9 protein-coding genes are annotated in these 14,168 nt (G+C 37.6%); 5 read left to right on the forward strand and 4 right to left on the reverse strand.

Translation table 11 applies throughout. The annotated features are described in order from the left end of the window. Window positions 1-134 precede the first annotated feature (134 nt). Window positions 135-2,948, forward strand: a complete 2,814-nt coding sequence (gene prsT / locus H4J62_RS01850) for an XrtA/PEP-CTERM system TPR-repeat protein PrsT (RefSeq protein WP_182215578.1) — start codon at window positions 135-137, stop codon at window positions 2,946-2,948. Window positions 2,949-2,974: 26 nt separating this feature from the next. Here the strand turns inward: prsT and H4J62_RS01855 are convergent, their stop codons facing one another. Then, a complete protein-coding gene (locus H4J62_RS01855) occupies window positions 2,975-3,706 on the reverse strand; it encodes a DUF6776 family protein (RefSeq protein WP_182215579.1) in 732 nt (243 codons plus the stop codon). A 78-nt stretch (window positions 3,707-3,784) separates the two neighbouring features. Here H4J62_RS01855 and H4J62_RS01860 point away from each other — a divergent pair, with 78 nt between their 5' ends. From H4J62_RS01860 to hemL, 4 genes are all read left to right on the forward strand, one after another. Next, on the forward strand, window positions 3,785-5,488 hold the full coding sequence (locus H4J62_RS01860; protein WP_182215581.1) for a chloride channel protein: 1,704 nt from the start codon (window positions 3,785-3,787) through the stop codon (window positions 5,486-5,488). Next, complete coding sequence (locus H4J62_RS01865) at window positions 5,485-5,916, forward strand: CopD family protein (RefSeq protein ID WP_182215583.1); 432 nt, start codon at window positions 5,485-5,487, stop codon at window positions 5,914-5,916. The genes H4J62_RS01860 and H4J62_RS01865 overlap by 4 nt, the downstream gene beginning before the upstream one ends. Window positions 5,917-6,099: 183 nt before the next feature. Further along, on the forward strand, window positions 6,100-7,107 hold the full coding sequence (locus H4J62_RS01870) for an aspartate carbamoyltransferase (protein ID WP_197517584.1): 1,008 nt from the start codon (window positions 6,100-6,102) through the stop codon (window positions 7,105-7,107). Between the two features lie 74 nt (window positions 7,108-7,181). Then, window positions 7,182-8,465: a glutamate-1-semialdehyde 2,1-aminomutase gene (gene hemL / locus H4J62_RS01875; protein ID WP_182215584.1), complete on the forward strand. Its 1,284-nt coding sequence runs from the start codon at window positions 7,182-7,184 to the stop codon at window positions 8,463-8,465. Window positions 8,466-8,594: 129 nt separating this feature from the next. Here hemL and H4J62_RS01880 read toward each other — a convergent pair whose 3' ends face one another. The 3 genes from H4J62_RS01880 to hrpB all read right to left on the reverse strand — a co-directional run bounded on the left by H4J62_RS01880 (window position 8,595) and on the right by hrpB (window position 14,037). Beyond that, on the reverse strand, window positions 8,595-8,990 hold the full coding sequence (locus H4J62_RS01880; RefSeq protein ID WP_182215586.1) for a hypothetical protein: 396 nt from the start codon (window positions 8,988-8,990) through the stop codon (window positions 8,595-8,597). 158 nt (window positions 8,991-9,148) lie between these two features. Then, on the reverse strand, window positions 9,149-11,458 hold the full coding sequence (gene mrcB / locus H4J62_RS01885) for a penicillin-binding protein 1B (RefSeq protein WP_182215588.1): 2,310 nt from the start codon (window positions 11,456-11,458) through the stop codon (window positions 9,149-9,151). Window positions 11,459-11,511: 53 nt separating this feature from the next. Beyond that, window positions 11,512-14,037, reverse strand: a complete 2,526-nt coding sequence (gene hrpB / locus H4J62_RS01890) for an ATP-dependent helicase HrpB (RefSeq protein ID WP_182215590.1) — start codon at window positions 14,035-14,037, stop codon at window positions 11,512-11,514. Between the last annotated feature and the right edge of the window lie 131 nt (window positions 14,038-14,168).

Here is a 14,168-nt window from a genome sequence, read left to right on the forward strand (position 1 = left end):
CGGTTATTTTACCTAAAAGTGTAAAAAATATCGACAACTATTAACGGTACAACTTAAACAATTAAAGATCTGCTAGATATTCATAATGACTCCTAGTATCCTTAGCAATTGATTTTCATAAGAGAAATAATTAAATGGCCTCTTTGGTAAAAACGACTTTAGCCTTACTCTCCGGCACAATTTTATTGCTGAGTTCGCATGCTCTGGCTTTGCCCGATCAAAACGCAGATAAACCTTATGAAGATGCCCTAGCAAGCTTTTACCTTTCTGAACTCAATGCGGCAATTATTCATTTAAAGAATGCCTTAAAAAATGATCCTGAACATTTACCTTCTATGGTGTTACTCGCCGAAGTATATATTGCTATGGGTGATGGCGCTTCGGCAGAAAATCAACTAGAAAACGCTCAAGAAAAGAATGCTGATGAAAGTAAAATACTGCCGTTAATGCTTGAAGCTTATCTTTTACAGCAAAAATATAAAAAAGTAATTAATGCGCCAATGGCTTCTATAACTCAAAAACAACAACTGAGTAAAGTTGCCGTATTGCAAGGACGTGCTTTTATAGCGATGAATAACTTAGCGCAAGCAAAAGTTTTATTCCAAGAAGCTTTAGAGTATATGCCTAGTAGTATCAAAGCCCAATTAGGCATAGCACAAGTAGAACTGCTTAATGGAAATATGCTCCAAGCAAGAGCCTATATTGATAAAGCACTCTCTTTATCGCCAACAAACAGTGTCGCTTTGACAATGCTTGCTAATATAGAACAGCAAGCTGGCAATCGGATTGAATCGTTAAAAATAATTTCACAAGTTATTGAGCTAAACAATAAAGATTTTCCTGCGTTACTTACACGAGCCAGTTTATATATTGAACTGGGTGATTTTCAACTTGCTTTAAACGACCTTGGTATAATCATCACAGAAATCCCCAATGAGCCGAAAGCAAATTATTTAAAGATAATTGCAAACAGTGCCTTAGGTAATACTGAAGAAGTTAATAAAACAACCGCTCATATCAATACCGTATTAATGGGATTACCCGAAGATATAATGAAACAGAATCCCGTGTATCTTTATTTAGCGGGTGTGATTAGTTTTCAGCAACAAGAAAACTTAAAGGCTCAAGATTTTTTGCAAAAATATATCGCTATTATTAGTGACGATATAAGAGCGTTAAAGTTAGCCGCTCAAATTGAACTCGCATTAAATAATCCCTTTCGTGCAAAAACATTATTAGTAAAATCTAAGCTAGTAGCCCCTGACGACGTTGAAACATGGTCGCTTCTTGGTCAGACCTATACCGTATTAGGAGAACTACAACTTGCTGAAGATTACCTCAAAGATGTTATTGACAGTGATAAAGAAAATCCCCAACCTTTATTTGAGTTAGCAAAGTTAGAAATTTTAACAGGAAAGTTCCCACAAGCTATTACTCACCTTCAATTAGCAAAATCAATAGATGCTAATATAAGTTTTATTGTGCTGCTCGCAGAGGCCTTCCAACAAAACAATCAGTTTGAACAGGCACTAGAGCAATTAGACCTTGCGTTAATTTTACAAAGTGATGATAGCGTTTTGCACTTAAAAAAAGGTATTTTATTAGGTCAATTAGAACAGCACCTACTAGCAAAAGAATCACTAGAACAATCACTAAAGTTAAACCCTAACAACCTTAGGACACTTGTCCATTTATCAAGAATCGATGTTATAGAACAACAGCCAGAAAAAGCGATAGCAAAAATAAATAAGAAAATCGTTGAACTAACAGAACCCAATTCATTTTTACTGATTGAGCTAGGTAATATACATCGCCTAACCAACAATAATAATGAAGCGTTATCAGCCTACAAAAAAGCCTACAGTGTTGATAATACTAACCCCAATGCATTAATAAATATTATTGAAATACAAGTCATGCTTGGCCAATTGAAAGAAGCGATAACCTTAACCAGTGAGTTTTTAAACAAAAACAACAAAGCAGGAAGTATTTATCTAGCACTGGCTAATTTATACATGGCAGATAAAGAATACCAAAAAGCGTTTAGTACTTTCGAATTGGCGGTTAAAAATAGTAATGATAAATCAAATGTTTATAATATTTTTGCTGATGCACAATTGTCACGATCAGATTTTGAAGGCGCTACACTCAGCTTAAAACGATCTATTTCATGGAATGCTGAAAATCTTGACTCCCATTTAAAGTTGTTTGATATTTATCTGCAACAAAAAAACGAAACGTTAGCGCTCGATATTTTAAAGCGTATAGCCAAAAAAAGTACTAATATTATATTTTTAAACAACCTTGAGGGTAACTTATACTTACAATTAGGAAAACTAGCCGAAGCAGAAAAAATATTTCTAGCTTCCTTGAAAAAAAGTCAAAACCGACCCGCCGTTTATGGTTTATATCGTGTATACAAACAACAAGAACAATTTTCAAAGGCGCTTGATTTATTGACCCTTTGGGTTAAAGAAAATCCAAGAGACATTACCTCTCAAATAGCAATCGCGGATACACTAGTCGCAACAAATCAACTGCAGAGTGCTGCTAAAAAATACCAAGATTTAATTGAGGTGTTTTCTGAACTGCCAATTTTGTTGAATAATGCCGCACAAGTATTCATTAAACTGGAGCAGTTCCCTCAGGCATTAACGTATGCAAAAAAAGCAGACAAGATATTACCTGATAATGTCGCAATAATGGATACACTTGCTTGGTCTTATACCCTAAATAAACAAGCAGATTTGGCACTACCTATATTTAGACAAGTTATTGTTAAAGATTTCAACAATGCTGAAATAAAGTATCACTTAGCTGTTACTTTATATCAATTAGATCGCAAGGGTGAAGCAAAGAAATATCTAAAGGCTGCGTTAGAAAATGAAAGTACACTTCCTAACAGAGCTGCTGCTATAGCACTTATGGAAAAGCTTACTGAGGAATAGCGTGAATAATTAAAAAACACTTGTCATTATTGAGTGTTTTTTAATAAATCATTCCAGATATAGCTCTGGTCTATTCGCTGATATTTTTGCCATCTATTTTTTGGTAAAATAGCAGCTAACGCTAATTTTTCGGGTAAAAAGTTTGCAGGAAGAGTGAACTCACCTTCAACAATTTGAAAGTATTGAAAACTAAAAGATAAATCTTTCTTTGTAGATACCGATATATTACTTAACTTTAATTCGCTTGGCTTATTATCTAAGCTCCCCAATAAAGTAAAATCGACATAGCCTTTAGCAAAACGCTTACGTACTTGCTGTTGCATTAAAACAATTTGAAAACGAAAATGATGTGGACTGGCTGTTGGGTGGATCATCATTCGATCAATCGCCAATCCATCAGCGGTTTTTTCTGGTGCCATCACTTTTTCATAAAAAGCTAATTCTTTTTTTACTTCATAATGCTCAGACTCCATGCTTTTTAAAAGCTCTTGGGAGTGCTGATTAGCCATACGTTCAACTTCTAACTCTACTTCAAGGGTATTAATCTGACTATTTTGCTGAACATTCTTTTCATAAAGTTTACTCAATCGCGTTTGCTGTTGTGCTAACGTTTTAACTTGATAACCATGATAAAAATTCCCAACACGATAGCCACTGTAAAGACAGATAACAATCACGAGAAGAAGTAAAAGGGCGGAACGAAATGCGCCTAAACGCACAACAACCGTATTTAGATTTATTTTTGCTAACCAATTCATTTGAAAAGTATTATGATATCCAACGAGTTAATAAATATTTTTAGGCTCAAACAATAAAAGGTGCACCCTTTCATTATTATGATATCGCTCTCTTTACTTAGAAAACGTTTAGCCTTACCGAGAACTTCCTGGCAACTTTGTTTGTTAGCCGCTTTAGGTGGCACTGCATCAGCACTTTTAGTTGTGCTATTCTCCTACAGCATTGAGACAGTTCAAAGCTTTTATTTAGTCCAAAAAGATAATTATACCAGCTTAGATGCTTTAAGTCGTTTCCATTTGCCTATCGTAGGCGGATTAGTCATTTTATTTTTTGCTTGGCTAACCGGCTACCAGTATTTACGCACCGGCATTCCTTTTGTATTACATCGCCTAAAAGTAGCTAATGGCATTATTCCATTTCGCAATACGTTAAATCAATTTTTCGGCAGTGTGATTGCATTAGCCTCAGGCTTCTCAGTTGGAAAAGAAGGACCTGCTATACATTTAGGAGCCGCTTGTAGCAGTTATTTAGGTAACAAGTTAAATCTACCTTTTAATACCATACGCACACTTTGTGCATGTGGCATTGCCGCAGGTATTTCCGCTTGTTTTAATACCCCCATTGCCGCTGTTATATTTGTTATGGAAGTTATTTTACGCGAATACAAAGTGCATATTTTTATTCCTGTAATGATCGCTTCTATTACGGGGTCAATGATCACCCGAAGCCTTTTGGGGCCTGCCCATGAATTTGGATATTTTAGTAAAATATCCCTAAGTTTTCATCATTACCCTGTTTTGATTATATTAGGGTTAATACTTGGGTTATTAGCCTATGGCTTTAACCGATACTTAGTCCTTATTATAAAATATTCGAGCTCGATTCATATTGTGCCACGCATTATGTTAGCAGCATTAATTACTGGCATACTTGGCTTCTTTGTACCCTTTGCTATGGGCACAGACTTAAGTGTAATAACGTTTGCCTTAGAAAATAATATTCCTTTACAATTATTACTTGGGGTTTTATTCGCTAAAATCTTGATGACCATTACCGCTTTAGGCCTAGGTATTCCTGGTGGTATTATCGGTCCTATTATTGGTATTGGTGCTATTGTAGGCACCTGTGTTTCAGTATTAGCTACGGGTTATCTACCCGGAGAAAATTTTGCTGGTGATTATGCCTTAATGGGTATGGCGGGGTTCTTAGCAGCAACACTAAACGCTCCCCTTGCCGCATTATTAACGGTAGTCGAGTTGTCAAATCAGTTAGAGGTTGTTGTGCCAGCAATGATAGTTATCACCACTGCCTGTGTCTTTTCAGGGCAGTTTTTCAACAACCGATCGGTATTTGTTATGCAACTTGAGCAGCAGGGTCTCAAATATCGAAAATCTCCCATCGAGAAATCATTGCAACGTATCGGTGTATTAGGCGTTTTACAGGAAAATATTAGCGTTTATCAACAAGAATGTTCTTTGGAAGTTTTCAGGGCATTGAAGAATGTTGAATTGTTAAATCATGTTATTATTGAAGTAGCACCTGAAACAGAAAGTCTTAGTCCTTACTCAACATTTTCATGGTTAAAAATAAAACACGAGCCAGGCACTAAGCGCGTTGAAATAGTACAATTACAGCTACTACCTTTGCAAAGCCAATCAACTTTAGCTGAAGCCTATTTAGCCCTGATTGAACAGCGAGATGGTGGTGTTTATATTTATGATAATGATCCTAATGAGATCTTAGGTATTATTACTTTTGAACAGATCAGAAGTTATTTATTAGAAGGAAAAACAACAGTATGACAACTCTTTTATGGTTAAAAGCTTGCCATGTTTTTTTTATGGTCGCTTGGTTTGCTGGTGTTTTTTATTTACCACGCCTGTTTGTTAATCATGCTGAAACCTCTAGTATTGAAGTCGCCGAGCATTTAAAGGGGATGGAAAAACGTTTGTTATATTTTGTAACACCTTTCGCTGTGTTAACCGTGTCTTTAGGCATAGCCTTGATTTATTATTACGGGTACGCTTGGTTTATTGCTTCAAAATGGTTGCACTTAAAAATAACTTTAGTGATTTTACTGCTCGCTTACCATGGTTATTGTTTTAAGTTAGTTAAAGATTTTAAAGAAGATAAAAATGTACGTTCAGGAAAATTTTATCGAATTTTTAATGAATTTCCCGTCCTTATATTGCTCGCCATATTATATTTGGTGTATTTAAAACCTTTCTAATGGCTTATCTTTGCTCATATTCTGGTTTATAGCCCATAAGAAGCTTTCATTAATTAATTTGAACGCTTTGATTTAGACACACAGAAATTGAATAACAGCGATAATCTATTCTCAACATTTCTGAATTGTGCTATATTCCTGCATCAAAAATAGTCGCAGTCTTATAATTTTAGGTAACTTTTTATGATGAAGTTTGAAGGAAGTCATATCCTTTCTGTCTCGCAGCTTAATCGCGATGCTATCTCTCGTATTTTAGAAGTTTCATCACTAATGGCCCCTTATGCTATGCGTAAGAAGCGTTGTCATGTGTTGGATGGCGCAATTCTCAACAATCTTTTCTTCGAGCCCAGTACCCGTACTCGGGTCAGTTTTGGTGCGGCTTTTAACCTTCTCGGTGGTGCTGTTCGTGAGACCGTTGGACAAGAAAATTCATCGTTGAGTAAAGGTGAATCTCTCTTTGACACGGCACGTGTTATTAGCGGCTACTCTGATATTATTGCGATGCGACATCCCACGATGTATTCAGTTGAAGAGTTTTCAAAAGGCAGTAGTGTACCGGTTATTAACGGCGGAGATGGAGCTAATGAACACCCAACACAAGCCTTACTTGATTTGTTTACCATGCAATCTGAAATGGCGCCACATAACAAAACTTTAGACGGTTTAAATATTGTCTTAATGGGTGATCTCAAACACGGGAGAACCGTACATTCATTATCAAAATTACTCAGCTTATATAAAAACATGAAAGTAACGATGATATCTCCTGACGCACTTAACATGCCCGACAGTATAATCTCATCCTTAACCAATGCCGGACATCAAGTTGTGGTTACCGATAAAATTGACCATAATTTATCGTGCGATATCATCTATCAAACGCGCATTCAGCAAGAGCGCTTTGCCAGTAAAGACGAAGCTAATTTGTACCGTGGTCATTTCAGCTTAAATAGAGAAGTTTATCAGCAGTTTTGCCAGCAACATACTGTGATAATGCATCCCTTACCACGCGATTCTCGCCCTGAAGCAAACGAGCTTGATAGTGATTTAAATGATTTAGACAACCTAGCTATTTTTAGACAAGCCCAAAATGGTGTACTGGTACGTATGGCATTATTTGCCTTAACACTGGGTGTTGAAAATAAGCTCAGCCAATTTGAAAAACCAGTGACTTGGTACACCAACAAATAAATAATTCTTAAGTATATAAGCGACAACAGTTTATTTAATGTTAGTCGTATTATAATTAACAAAGTAGGCAATTTATGAACCATTCAGAACAACTTTTTAACAGCGCAAAACAAATTATTCCCGGTGGCGTAAACTCGCCTGTTCGTGCATTTAATGGTGTTGGCGGTACGCCTTGTTTTATTAAACGCGCTGAAGGTGCATATATTTATGACGCCGATGATAAAGCTTATATTGATTATGTCGGTTCTTGGGGACCAATGATTTTAGGCCATAACCACCCGGCTATTTTAGCAGCAGTTATTGAAACTGCTCAAAATGGCTTAAGTTTTGGCGCACCTACCGAGCTAGAAATCACTATGGCAGAGAAGGTACGTGAACTAGTACCGTCAATGGAACGCATTCGAATGACCAGCTCAGGTACAGAAGCTACCATGAGCGCAATTCGGTTAGCTCGTGGCTACACTGGACGTGATAAAATCTTAAAGTTTGAAGGTTGCTACCATGGTCATGCTGATTCGCTATTAGTAAAAGCAGGCTCAGGTGCACTAACCATGGGGGTGCCAAATTCACCTGGTATTCCTGCTGATGTTGCCAAGCACACATTAACCGTTAGTTTTAATAATATTGACGAAGTTAGACAAATCTTTGCTAAATATAAAGATGAAATCGCCTGTATTATTGTCGAACCTGTTGCTGGAAACATGAACTGTGTTCTTCCGGTAGAAGGTTTCCTTGAAGGTCTACGTGACGTTTGTGATGAACATAAAAGTGTATTGATTTTTGATGAAGTAATGACCGGCTTTCGTATTGCATTAGGTGGGGCTCAAGCACATTACAATATTGTTCCTGATTTAACGACGTTAGGTAAAGTTATTGGTGGTGGTATGCCTGTCGGTGCGTTTGGCGGTAAAAAAGAGATTATGGATTATATTGCACCTATTGGCCCTGTTTACCACGCAGGTACCTTATCGGGTAACCCTATCGCTATGGCTGCCGGTTTAGCGGCATTAAATGAATTAAGCATCGGTGATAAACACGAGCAATTGAGTGCATCAACTGAAAAGCTTGCTATGGGTTTAAAAGCAGCAGCCGAGCGCAATGGCGTGTCATTAAGCATTAACTATGCTGGTGCAATGTTTGGTTTTTTCTTTACTGATTCACCAGAGCCTGTCACTACTTTTGAACAAGCAACCGCTTGCGATACAGATAAGTTCAGACGTTTCTTCCACTTAATGCTAGAAAACGGCATCTACTTGGCACCTTCAGCTTATGAAGCTGGCTTTTTATCTATGGCTCATACCGATAAAGAGATTGAATTAACGTTAGCCGCTGCTGATAAGTGCTTTGCTCAACTATAATGTAAAAATTAGCGTGGTTTAGCGACTAAACCACGCCCGTTGACGCACAAGGATGCTCATTTTTTAACAAGACCATCCTTAAAATAAAAAGGGATAGCCGATGGCTATCCCTTTTTATTAACGGTGACGCTAATTTACTTTAACGGCCAGTAATTCATTTTCAAGCCAATGATAAGCTTGTTGCCAACCTAATTCTAAACCTGAAAATACCGGATATTTCCATTGATCAAATGAACGACTTGCCTGCAGTTTCTTCGTCACTAAGACACTTTTTTCAGAATAGCAAACAAAGGCAAGCGCTTTTAAACCTTCATAAGATGCGACTGAAAGTTTCGCCTCATAAGTATAGGTGTAGTTATTAATGCGGTTGATTAACAAGGCAAAATCCCCTTCTACGTTCTCATGCACAAATTCATGGCATTCCTCAACCATTTCAAGTGTCATTTCGACGCCTTCATCAGCGGTTACTTCAATAATATTATTTGCAAATATATTATAAAAGCCAAAACTTAAACGATGCTTCATATCAGATCCAGCGTATTAATTTTATACGTGATATCAATCCCTTATGATTAACAAGCAATCCTATGAGCCAGCTAATTTTTTATACAATAGTATCTGTATAATAAACATGCAAGAAAAGGCATGATAAAAAAACAAGATACATTAGTAAACCTGTCATGCTAATCAGTAAAAAGTTGTTCGAACCAAGATAACTTTTTCTTCTTTTCTGTCAGCTTTTTTCCTAAACAATGCGGCTCTATTAAAAGACCTGTCGTTATTGCCGGATAACTAATCATTTCAGCACACTCGATACTGACGGCGATACCACTGGAAGATTCAAAATTAGTTAATGCAATATTTTCAGGCATTAAACGACTTTTGTTAACCACACCGTTTTTATTCATAAACTGTGCAAATAGCACTAAAGCGCCGCTACTGCCTGTTAGGTTGGTCGGTTTGTTGTCGTCACGACCTAGCCAAGTCGTCACTAAGTTTTGGTTATCATAACCAATAAACCAACTGTCTCTTTGATCATTGGTGGTACCCGTTTTCCCTGCTACTGCTGCCCCATCTAAACGCCAAGTAAGCGACTTAGCCGTTCCCACTTCGGTTACTTGTGATAAAGCATGGTCAAGTAAATACATAGCTTGAGTTGAGAACAACTGCTCGTCTGGCGCTTCAAATTGCCATAAAGTTTCGCCCTGTGCCGAGATAATACGGTCAATCGCATGACTATTACTCTTAAATCCTTGATTGGCTATAGATAAATAAAGCTGATTAATTTCATATGGTGATAAACTTAAAGAGCCCAATAACATACTAGGGCGAGTGACGATATCTTCGGGATAACCTAGCAAGTGAAAGATATTGGCAATATTTTCTAAGCCGAGTTGCATACCTAAATTCACTGTTGGCACGTTTAACGACCTAACTAAAGCATCATGTAGGCTTACCTTGCCTTCAAATTTTCCATTATAATTATTTGGACGCCATTCTTTGCCCCCATCGCTGATAAGTACAATAGGTTCGTCGTTCAATAAGGTTGCAAAGTTATATTGTTGATAACGCTCTAGAGCGGCCAAGTATATTGCGGGTTTTACTAATGAACCGATGGGACGTTTAGCATCTAATGCTCGGTTAAATCCGGCATAACCCGCTTTTTTATCGCCAACTAAGGCTTTTACTTCACCTGACTTGATATCGGTAACCACCATGGCAAGTTGTAAGGACTCGCCTTTGTTTAGTATTGTTAGCTCAGGGATATGCTTAGCTATCGTTTGTTCTGCATTCATTTGTGCTGTTATTGAAAAGCCTGTAAAAACTCGAACACCCGCTTGTTGTTGGAACGCTGAAAGCTTTTCAGAAAGTTCTTTTTTGACCAATTGTAAATAAGCAGGAAACTTTTTATTGGCTAAACGGCGAGTTTTACGAATAGATAAAGGTGATACGACTGCCGCTTGATAGTTTTTTTGTGAGATCAGTTCATTTTGATACATCAACCGTAAAACAAGATCTCGTCGCTTTTTAGCATTTTTAGGATGACGCCAAGGATCATAATAACTAGGCCCCTTGACCTGCCCAACAAGCATGGCCATTTGTTCAATCGTTAAAGATTGGATCGGCTGACCAAAATAAAATTTAGCTGCTAAGCCAAAACCATAAATACCATTAGCATAGTGTTGTCCTAAATAGACTTCATTTATATAGGCTTCAAGTAGCTGATCTTTGCTATATCTAAGCTCCAAAATAATCGACATAACCGCTTCGTTAACTTTACGCCAGAGTGTTTTATCACGGGTTAAAAACATATTTTTAACCAGTTGCTGTGTTAAGGTACTCCCTCCCTGAACCGTTCTCCCTGCTTGAATATTAGCCACTAAAGCTCGAAAAATTCCTAATGGGGAAACACCCGCATGAAAATAGAAATCACGGTCTTCAACTAATAGTAAGGTATCAATAAGTTGCTCTGGTACTCTTTGTAGTGAGACTATCACCCTATCTTCTTTGTTTTCAGGAACTAATCGTCCCAGTGAGTAAGGTTCAAATGAAAAACTTTCAATAGCTCCTTGCTCATTAAACAAAGAAAGTATTTTGTTACCGGCAATATTAATAGTGAAACGCTCTACGTGCGTATTACCGTTGCCAAAATCAAAAGCGCGACGATAAACAATCAGCGTCGTCTTTGATAAAGCAAATTCTCCCGGGTTGAGCGCCTGTTGCTTTCTCTGATAACCAGACAAAAGTAAATTTTGCTTTAGTTGAGCAAGTGAAGCATTATCGCCAACTTTGAAACTGTCAACTTTGCCATAAACTTGCACGGGAATGTTCCACCGTTGCCCCTCAAATTTATCTTTCACTTTACTGTCGAGGTAAACCGCATAAAAGCTAAATAAAAATATAAAGGTGATGAACAATTTCAAAGCAGTATGCCAGCACCAACTTACCCGAGAGGCTCTGGTAGAACTCTTTTCTTTGGTTTCTTTTTTCACATTATTAGTCATTTTAAATAGTATTTTCATCCGTTAATAAAGCTAATGCTTCATTACATATATTTTTTAACGCGGTTAGTCGCCTTTGCATTAGCGGGATCATTCGGCCAAAAGTGCTTAGGGTATTTTGCTTTCATCTCTTTTTGTACTTCCTTGTAGCTTCCTTGCCAAAAAGCAATGAGATCTTGTGTCACTTGAATAGGTCTCTTTGCCGGCGATAGCAGCTCAATAATCAAGGAAACATCGCTGTTATGTTGATCATCGCCAACCTTAGGGGTAACACTCACGCCATAAAGCTCTTGCATAGGCATTGAAACAATTGGCGCTTGCTCGACACTATATCGAATTGGGCAACGTCTTCCTGTTGGGCCAACAAAATACTCAGGGGCAATACGAGCGAAGGTTTTTTGCTGGTTATAATCAAGTAACGATAGTAATGCCGATGATAAATTTACTTTATCTAGCTGGTTTTTATTTTTAATCGCACCAATAAAAGGAACTAACCATAACGCTAAGTGTTGTAATAAATCACTTTCCTCAACATTAGGAAAATTTAAATGCGGCTGAGTTTGATTAACCCAACGCCAACGACTGAGTAATTTTTGATCAGCTTCGCGCCAATGAAGATAGGACAGACCATTTCGCTCAATTTGTTGTTGCCATAAAGTAGCTAGTGCTTCATCACTTATTTGTTCATTACTGGGCTTTTCTGACAAGACAATAGCACCAAATACTGTTTGCTGCTTAGCACTTATACGTTGGGTTTTCGAATCGTAATTAAGTTGTTTTATTTTTTTTTCAGCGATAATTCCCAAATTAATAAGCTTTTTAATATCAACCGGTGCAGCAAGTCTTACTTGTAATTTTTGTTGGTATTCAGCTAAATTAGCAGCCACAATATAATCTTCACTCGCCAGCGCATCTTGCTCATTGATCATAAGACCTTTACCATTTTCAGCTAAAAAATGGCCGTATTGTGCCCGTTGTTTAGCAATACGCTCGGGATAAGCTAAAGCAAGTAATAATCCGGTTAATTCCACTGGTAAGCTTGATAAATTCGATACTGAAACTTCATTAATTCTTTGTAAGTGTTTTTTTGTTTGTAGGAAAAATGACTGATATTTTTTGCTGTTTGATTGCTGAATTAACTCACTCAAACGGTGACGTAAGTCACAATCGGTAAATGCACGTTCACCACGAAATATATCTCGGTCTTCAAGCAATGACGCTAACAATGCGGCGAGGTTTGTTAATCCTAAGTATTGATGTTTTTTTTCTAATGCTGAGGCTCTCACAATCATTTTAGCAAAACGTGGATGACAAGCAAAACCAGCAACATTTTTGCCAAGTGGAGTTAAGTTTCTTTTATCGTCAAGTATCTGCAGCTTTTGTAATTCTTGCCATGCTTGAGTTTCGAGTAGTTTTGCCGGAAGTTCTATCAGAGGTAGTTCATTAAATTGCTTAACACCCCAGCGTGCAACCTCTATAACCATAGGAAGTAAGTCAGCTTGTTGAATTTCACTGGCACTTTGTTCGTTCCTGCGCTGAAAATCTTCGTCGCTGTAAAGTCGAATACATTTACCTGCCATCATTCGACCCGCACGTCCCATACGCTGTATTGCAGAGGCCTTAGAAATATTACGCTGCTGTAACTGATTTGTCAGCGTTTGCCGGTCGTAGATGGCGACTTTTTCTAAACCACAGTCTATAACTAAATCAATTCCTTCAATAGTTAAACTCGTTTCTGCAATATTAGTTGCTAGAACAATTTTATGAAGCCCTTGCTCGGTAGGCGAAATTGCCTGTTGTTGCTCCGCAAGCGTTAAGTTGCCATATAATGGACATAATAAAAAATGCTTGGGTAATAACTCACCTAACTTTTCAGCAAGAAAACGAATGTCAGCGATACCGGGTAAAAAAACCAATATTGAACCTTGGTGCGAGTTTATTGCATTCTTACAAATATTAACCGCGTGTTCACGCCATAATCGGCTATTTTTTACTGGCGAATAACTAACATCAATAGGGAAACTTCGACCTTCACTAGCAAGAGAAACGGCGTCGGGTAATTGCTTGAGTAATTCAGCAGTCGCTAACGTTGCTGACATTAATAATATTTTTAAATCGTCTCGTAACCCTTGTTGTGTATCTCGTGCTAATGCAAAAGCTAAATCTGCATGAAGTGACCTTTCATGAAACTCATCAAAGATCACTAAAGCACAATTTTCAAGCTCAGGGTCATGCTGAATAATTTGGGTGAATATACCTTCAGTGATGACCTCCAATTGAGTATTTTCAGATACCCTACTTTCATTTTTCAACCGATAACCGACTGTTTTCCCGACCGGCTGACCTATCTGCTTCGCTAAAAAACAAGCAACTGTTTTAGCCGCTAAACGACGAGGTTGAAGTAAGTATATTTTTTTACCTTTAAATTGGCCAAGTGCTAATAGCCATAACGGTAGGCCTGTTGATTTACCCGCGCCTGGCGGAGCAGATAGTACAAGAGTTTGATGCTGAGTTAATGCATCAAGAAATTCCGCTTTGATGTTTTCTATGGGTAATGGAGAAACAGACATTTTAATTTTATGAAATAGGGTCGGGTAACAAGCTGATGGTCACTCTATCACAAACGTTTCAAGCCATATTGTTATATTTCGTTCGCCAGCCTAAAACAGGTAAATAACCGCTAAGAATGTAAATATATAAA

It is taken from the genome of Colwellia sp. BRX8-5 (assembly GCF_014077325.1).
Classification (GTDB): domain Bacteria; phylum Pseudomonadota; class Gammaproteobacteria; order Enterobacterales; family Alteromonadaceae; genus Colwellia_A.

Bases quoted from the DNA above. Each gene is read 5' to 3' on its own strand.
- hrpB (WP_182215590.1), bottom strand. From the start codon at position 14,037: ATGTCTGTTTCTCCATTACCCATAGAAAACATCAAAGCGGAATTTCTT.
- H4J62_RS01865 (WP_182215583.1), top strand. From the start codon at position 5,485: ATGACAACTCTTTTATGGTTAAAAGCTTGCCATGTTTTTTTTATGGTC.
- H4J62_RS01880 (WP_182215586.1), bottom strand. From the start codon at position 8,990: ATGAAGCATCGTTTAAGTTTTGGCTTTTATAATATATTTGCAAATAAT.
- H4J62_RS01860 (WP_182215581.1), top strand. From the start codon at position 3,785: ATGATATCGCTCTCTTTACTTAGAAAACGTTTAGCCTTACCGAGAACT.
- H4J62_RS01870 (WP_197517584.1), top strand. From the start codon at position 6,100: ATGATGAAGTTTGAAGGAAGTCATATCCTTTCTGTCTCGCAGCTTAAT.
- hemL (WP_182215584.1), top strand. From the start codon at position 7,182: ATGAACCATTCAGAACAACTTTTTAACAGCGCAAAACAAATTATTCCC.
- prsT (WP_182215578.1), top strand. From the start codon at position 135: ATGGCCTCTTTGGTAAAAACGACTTTAGCCTTACTCTCCGGCACAATT.
- H4J62_RS01855 (WP_182215579.1), bottom strand. From the start codon at position 3,706: ATGAATTGGTTAGCAAAAATAAATCTAAATACGGTTGTTGTGCGTTTA.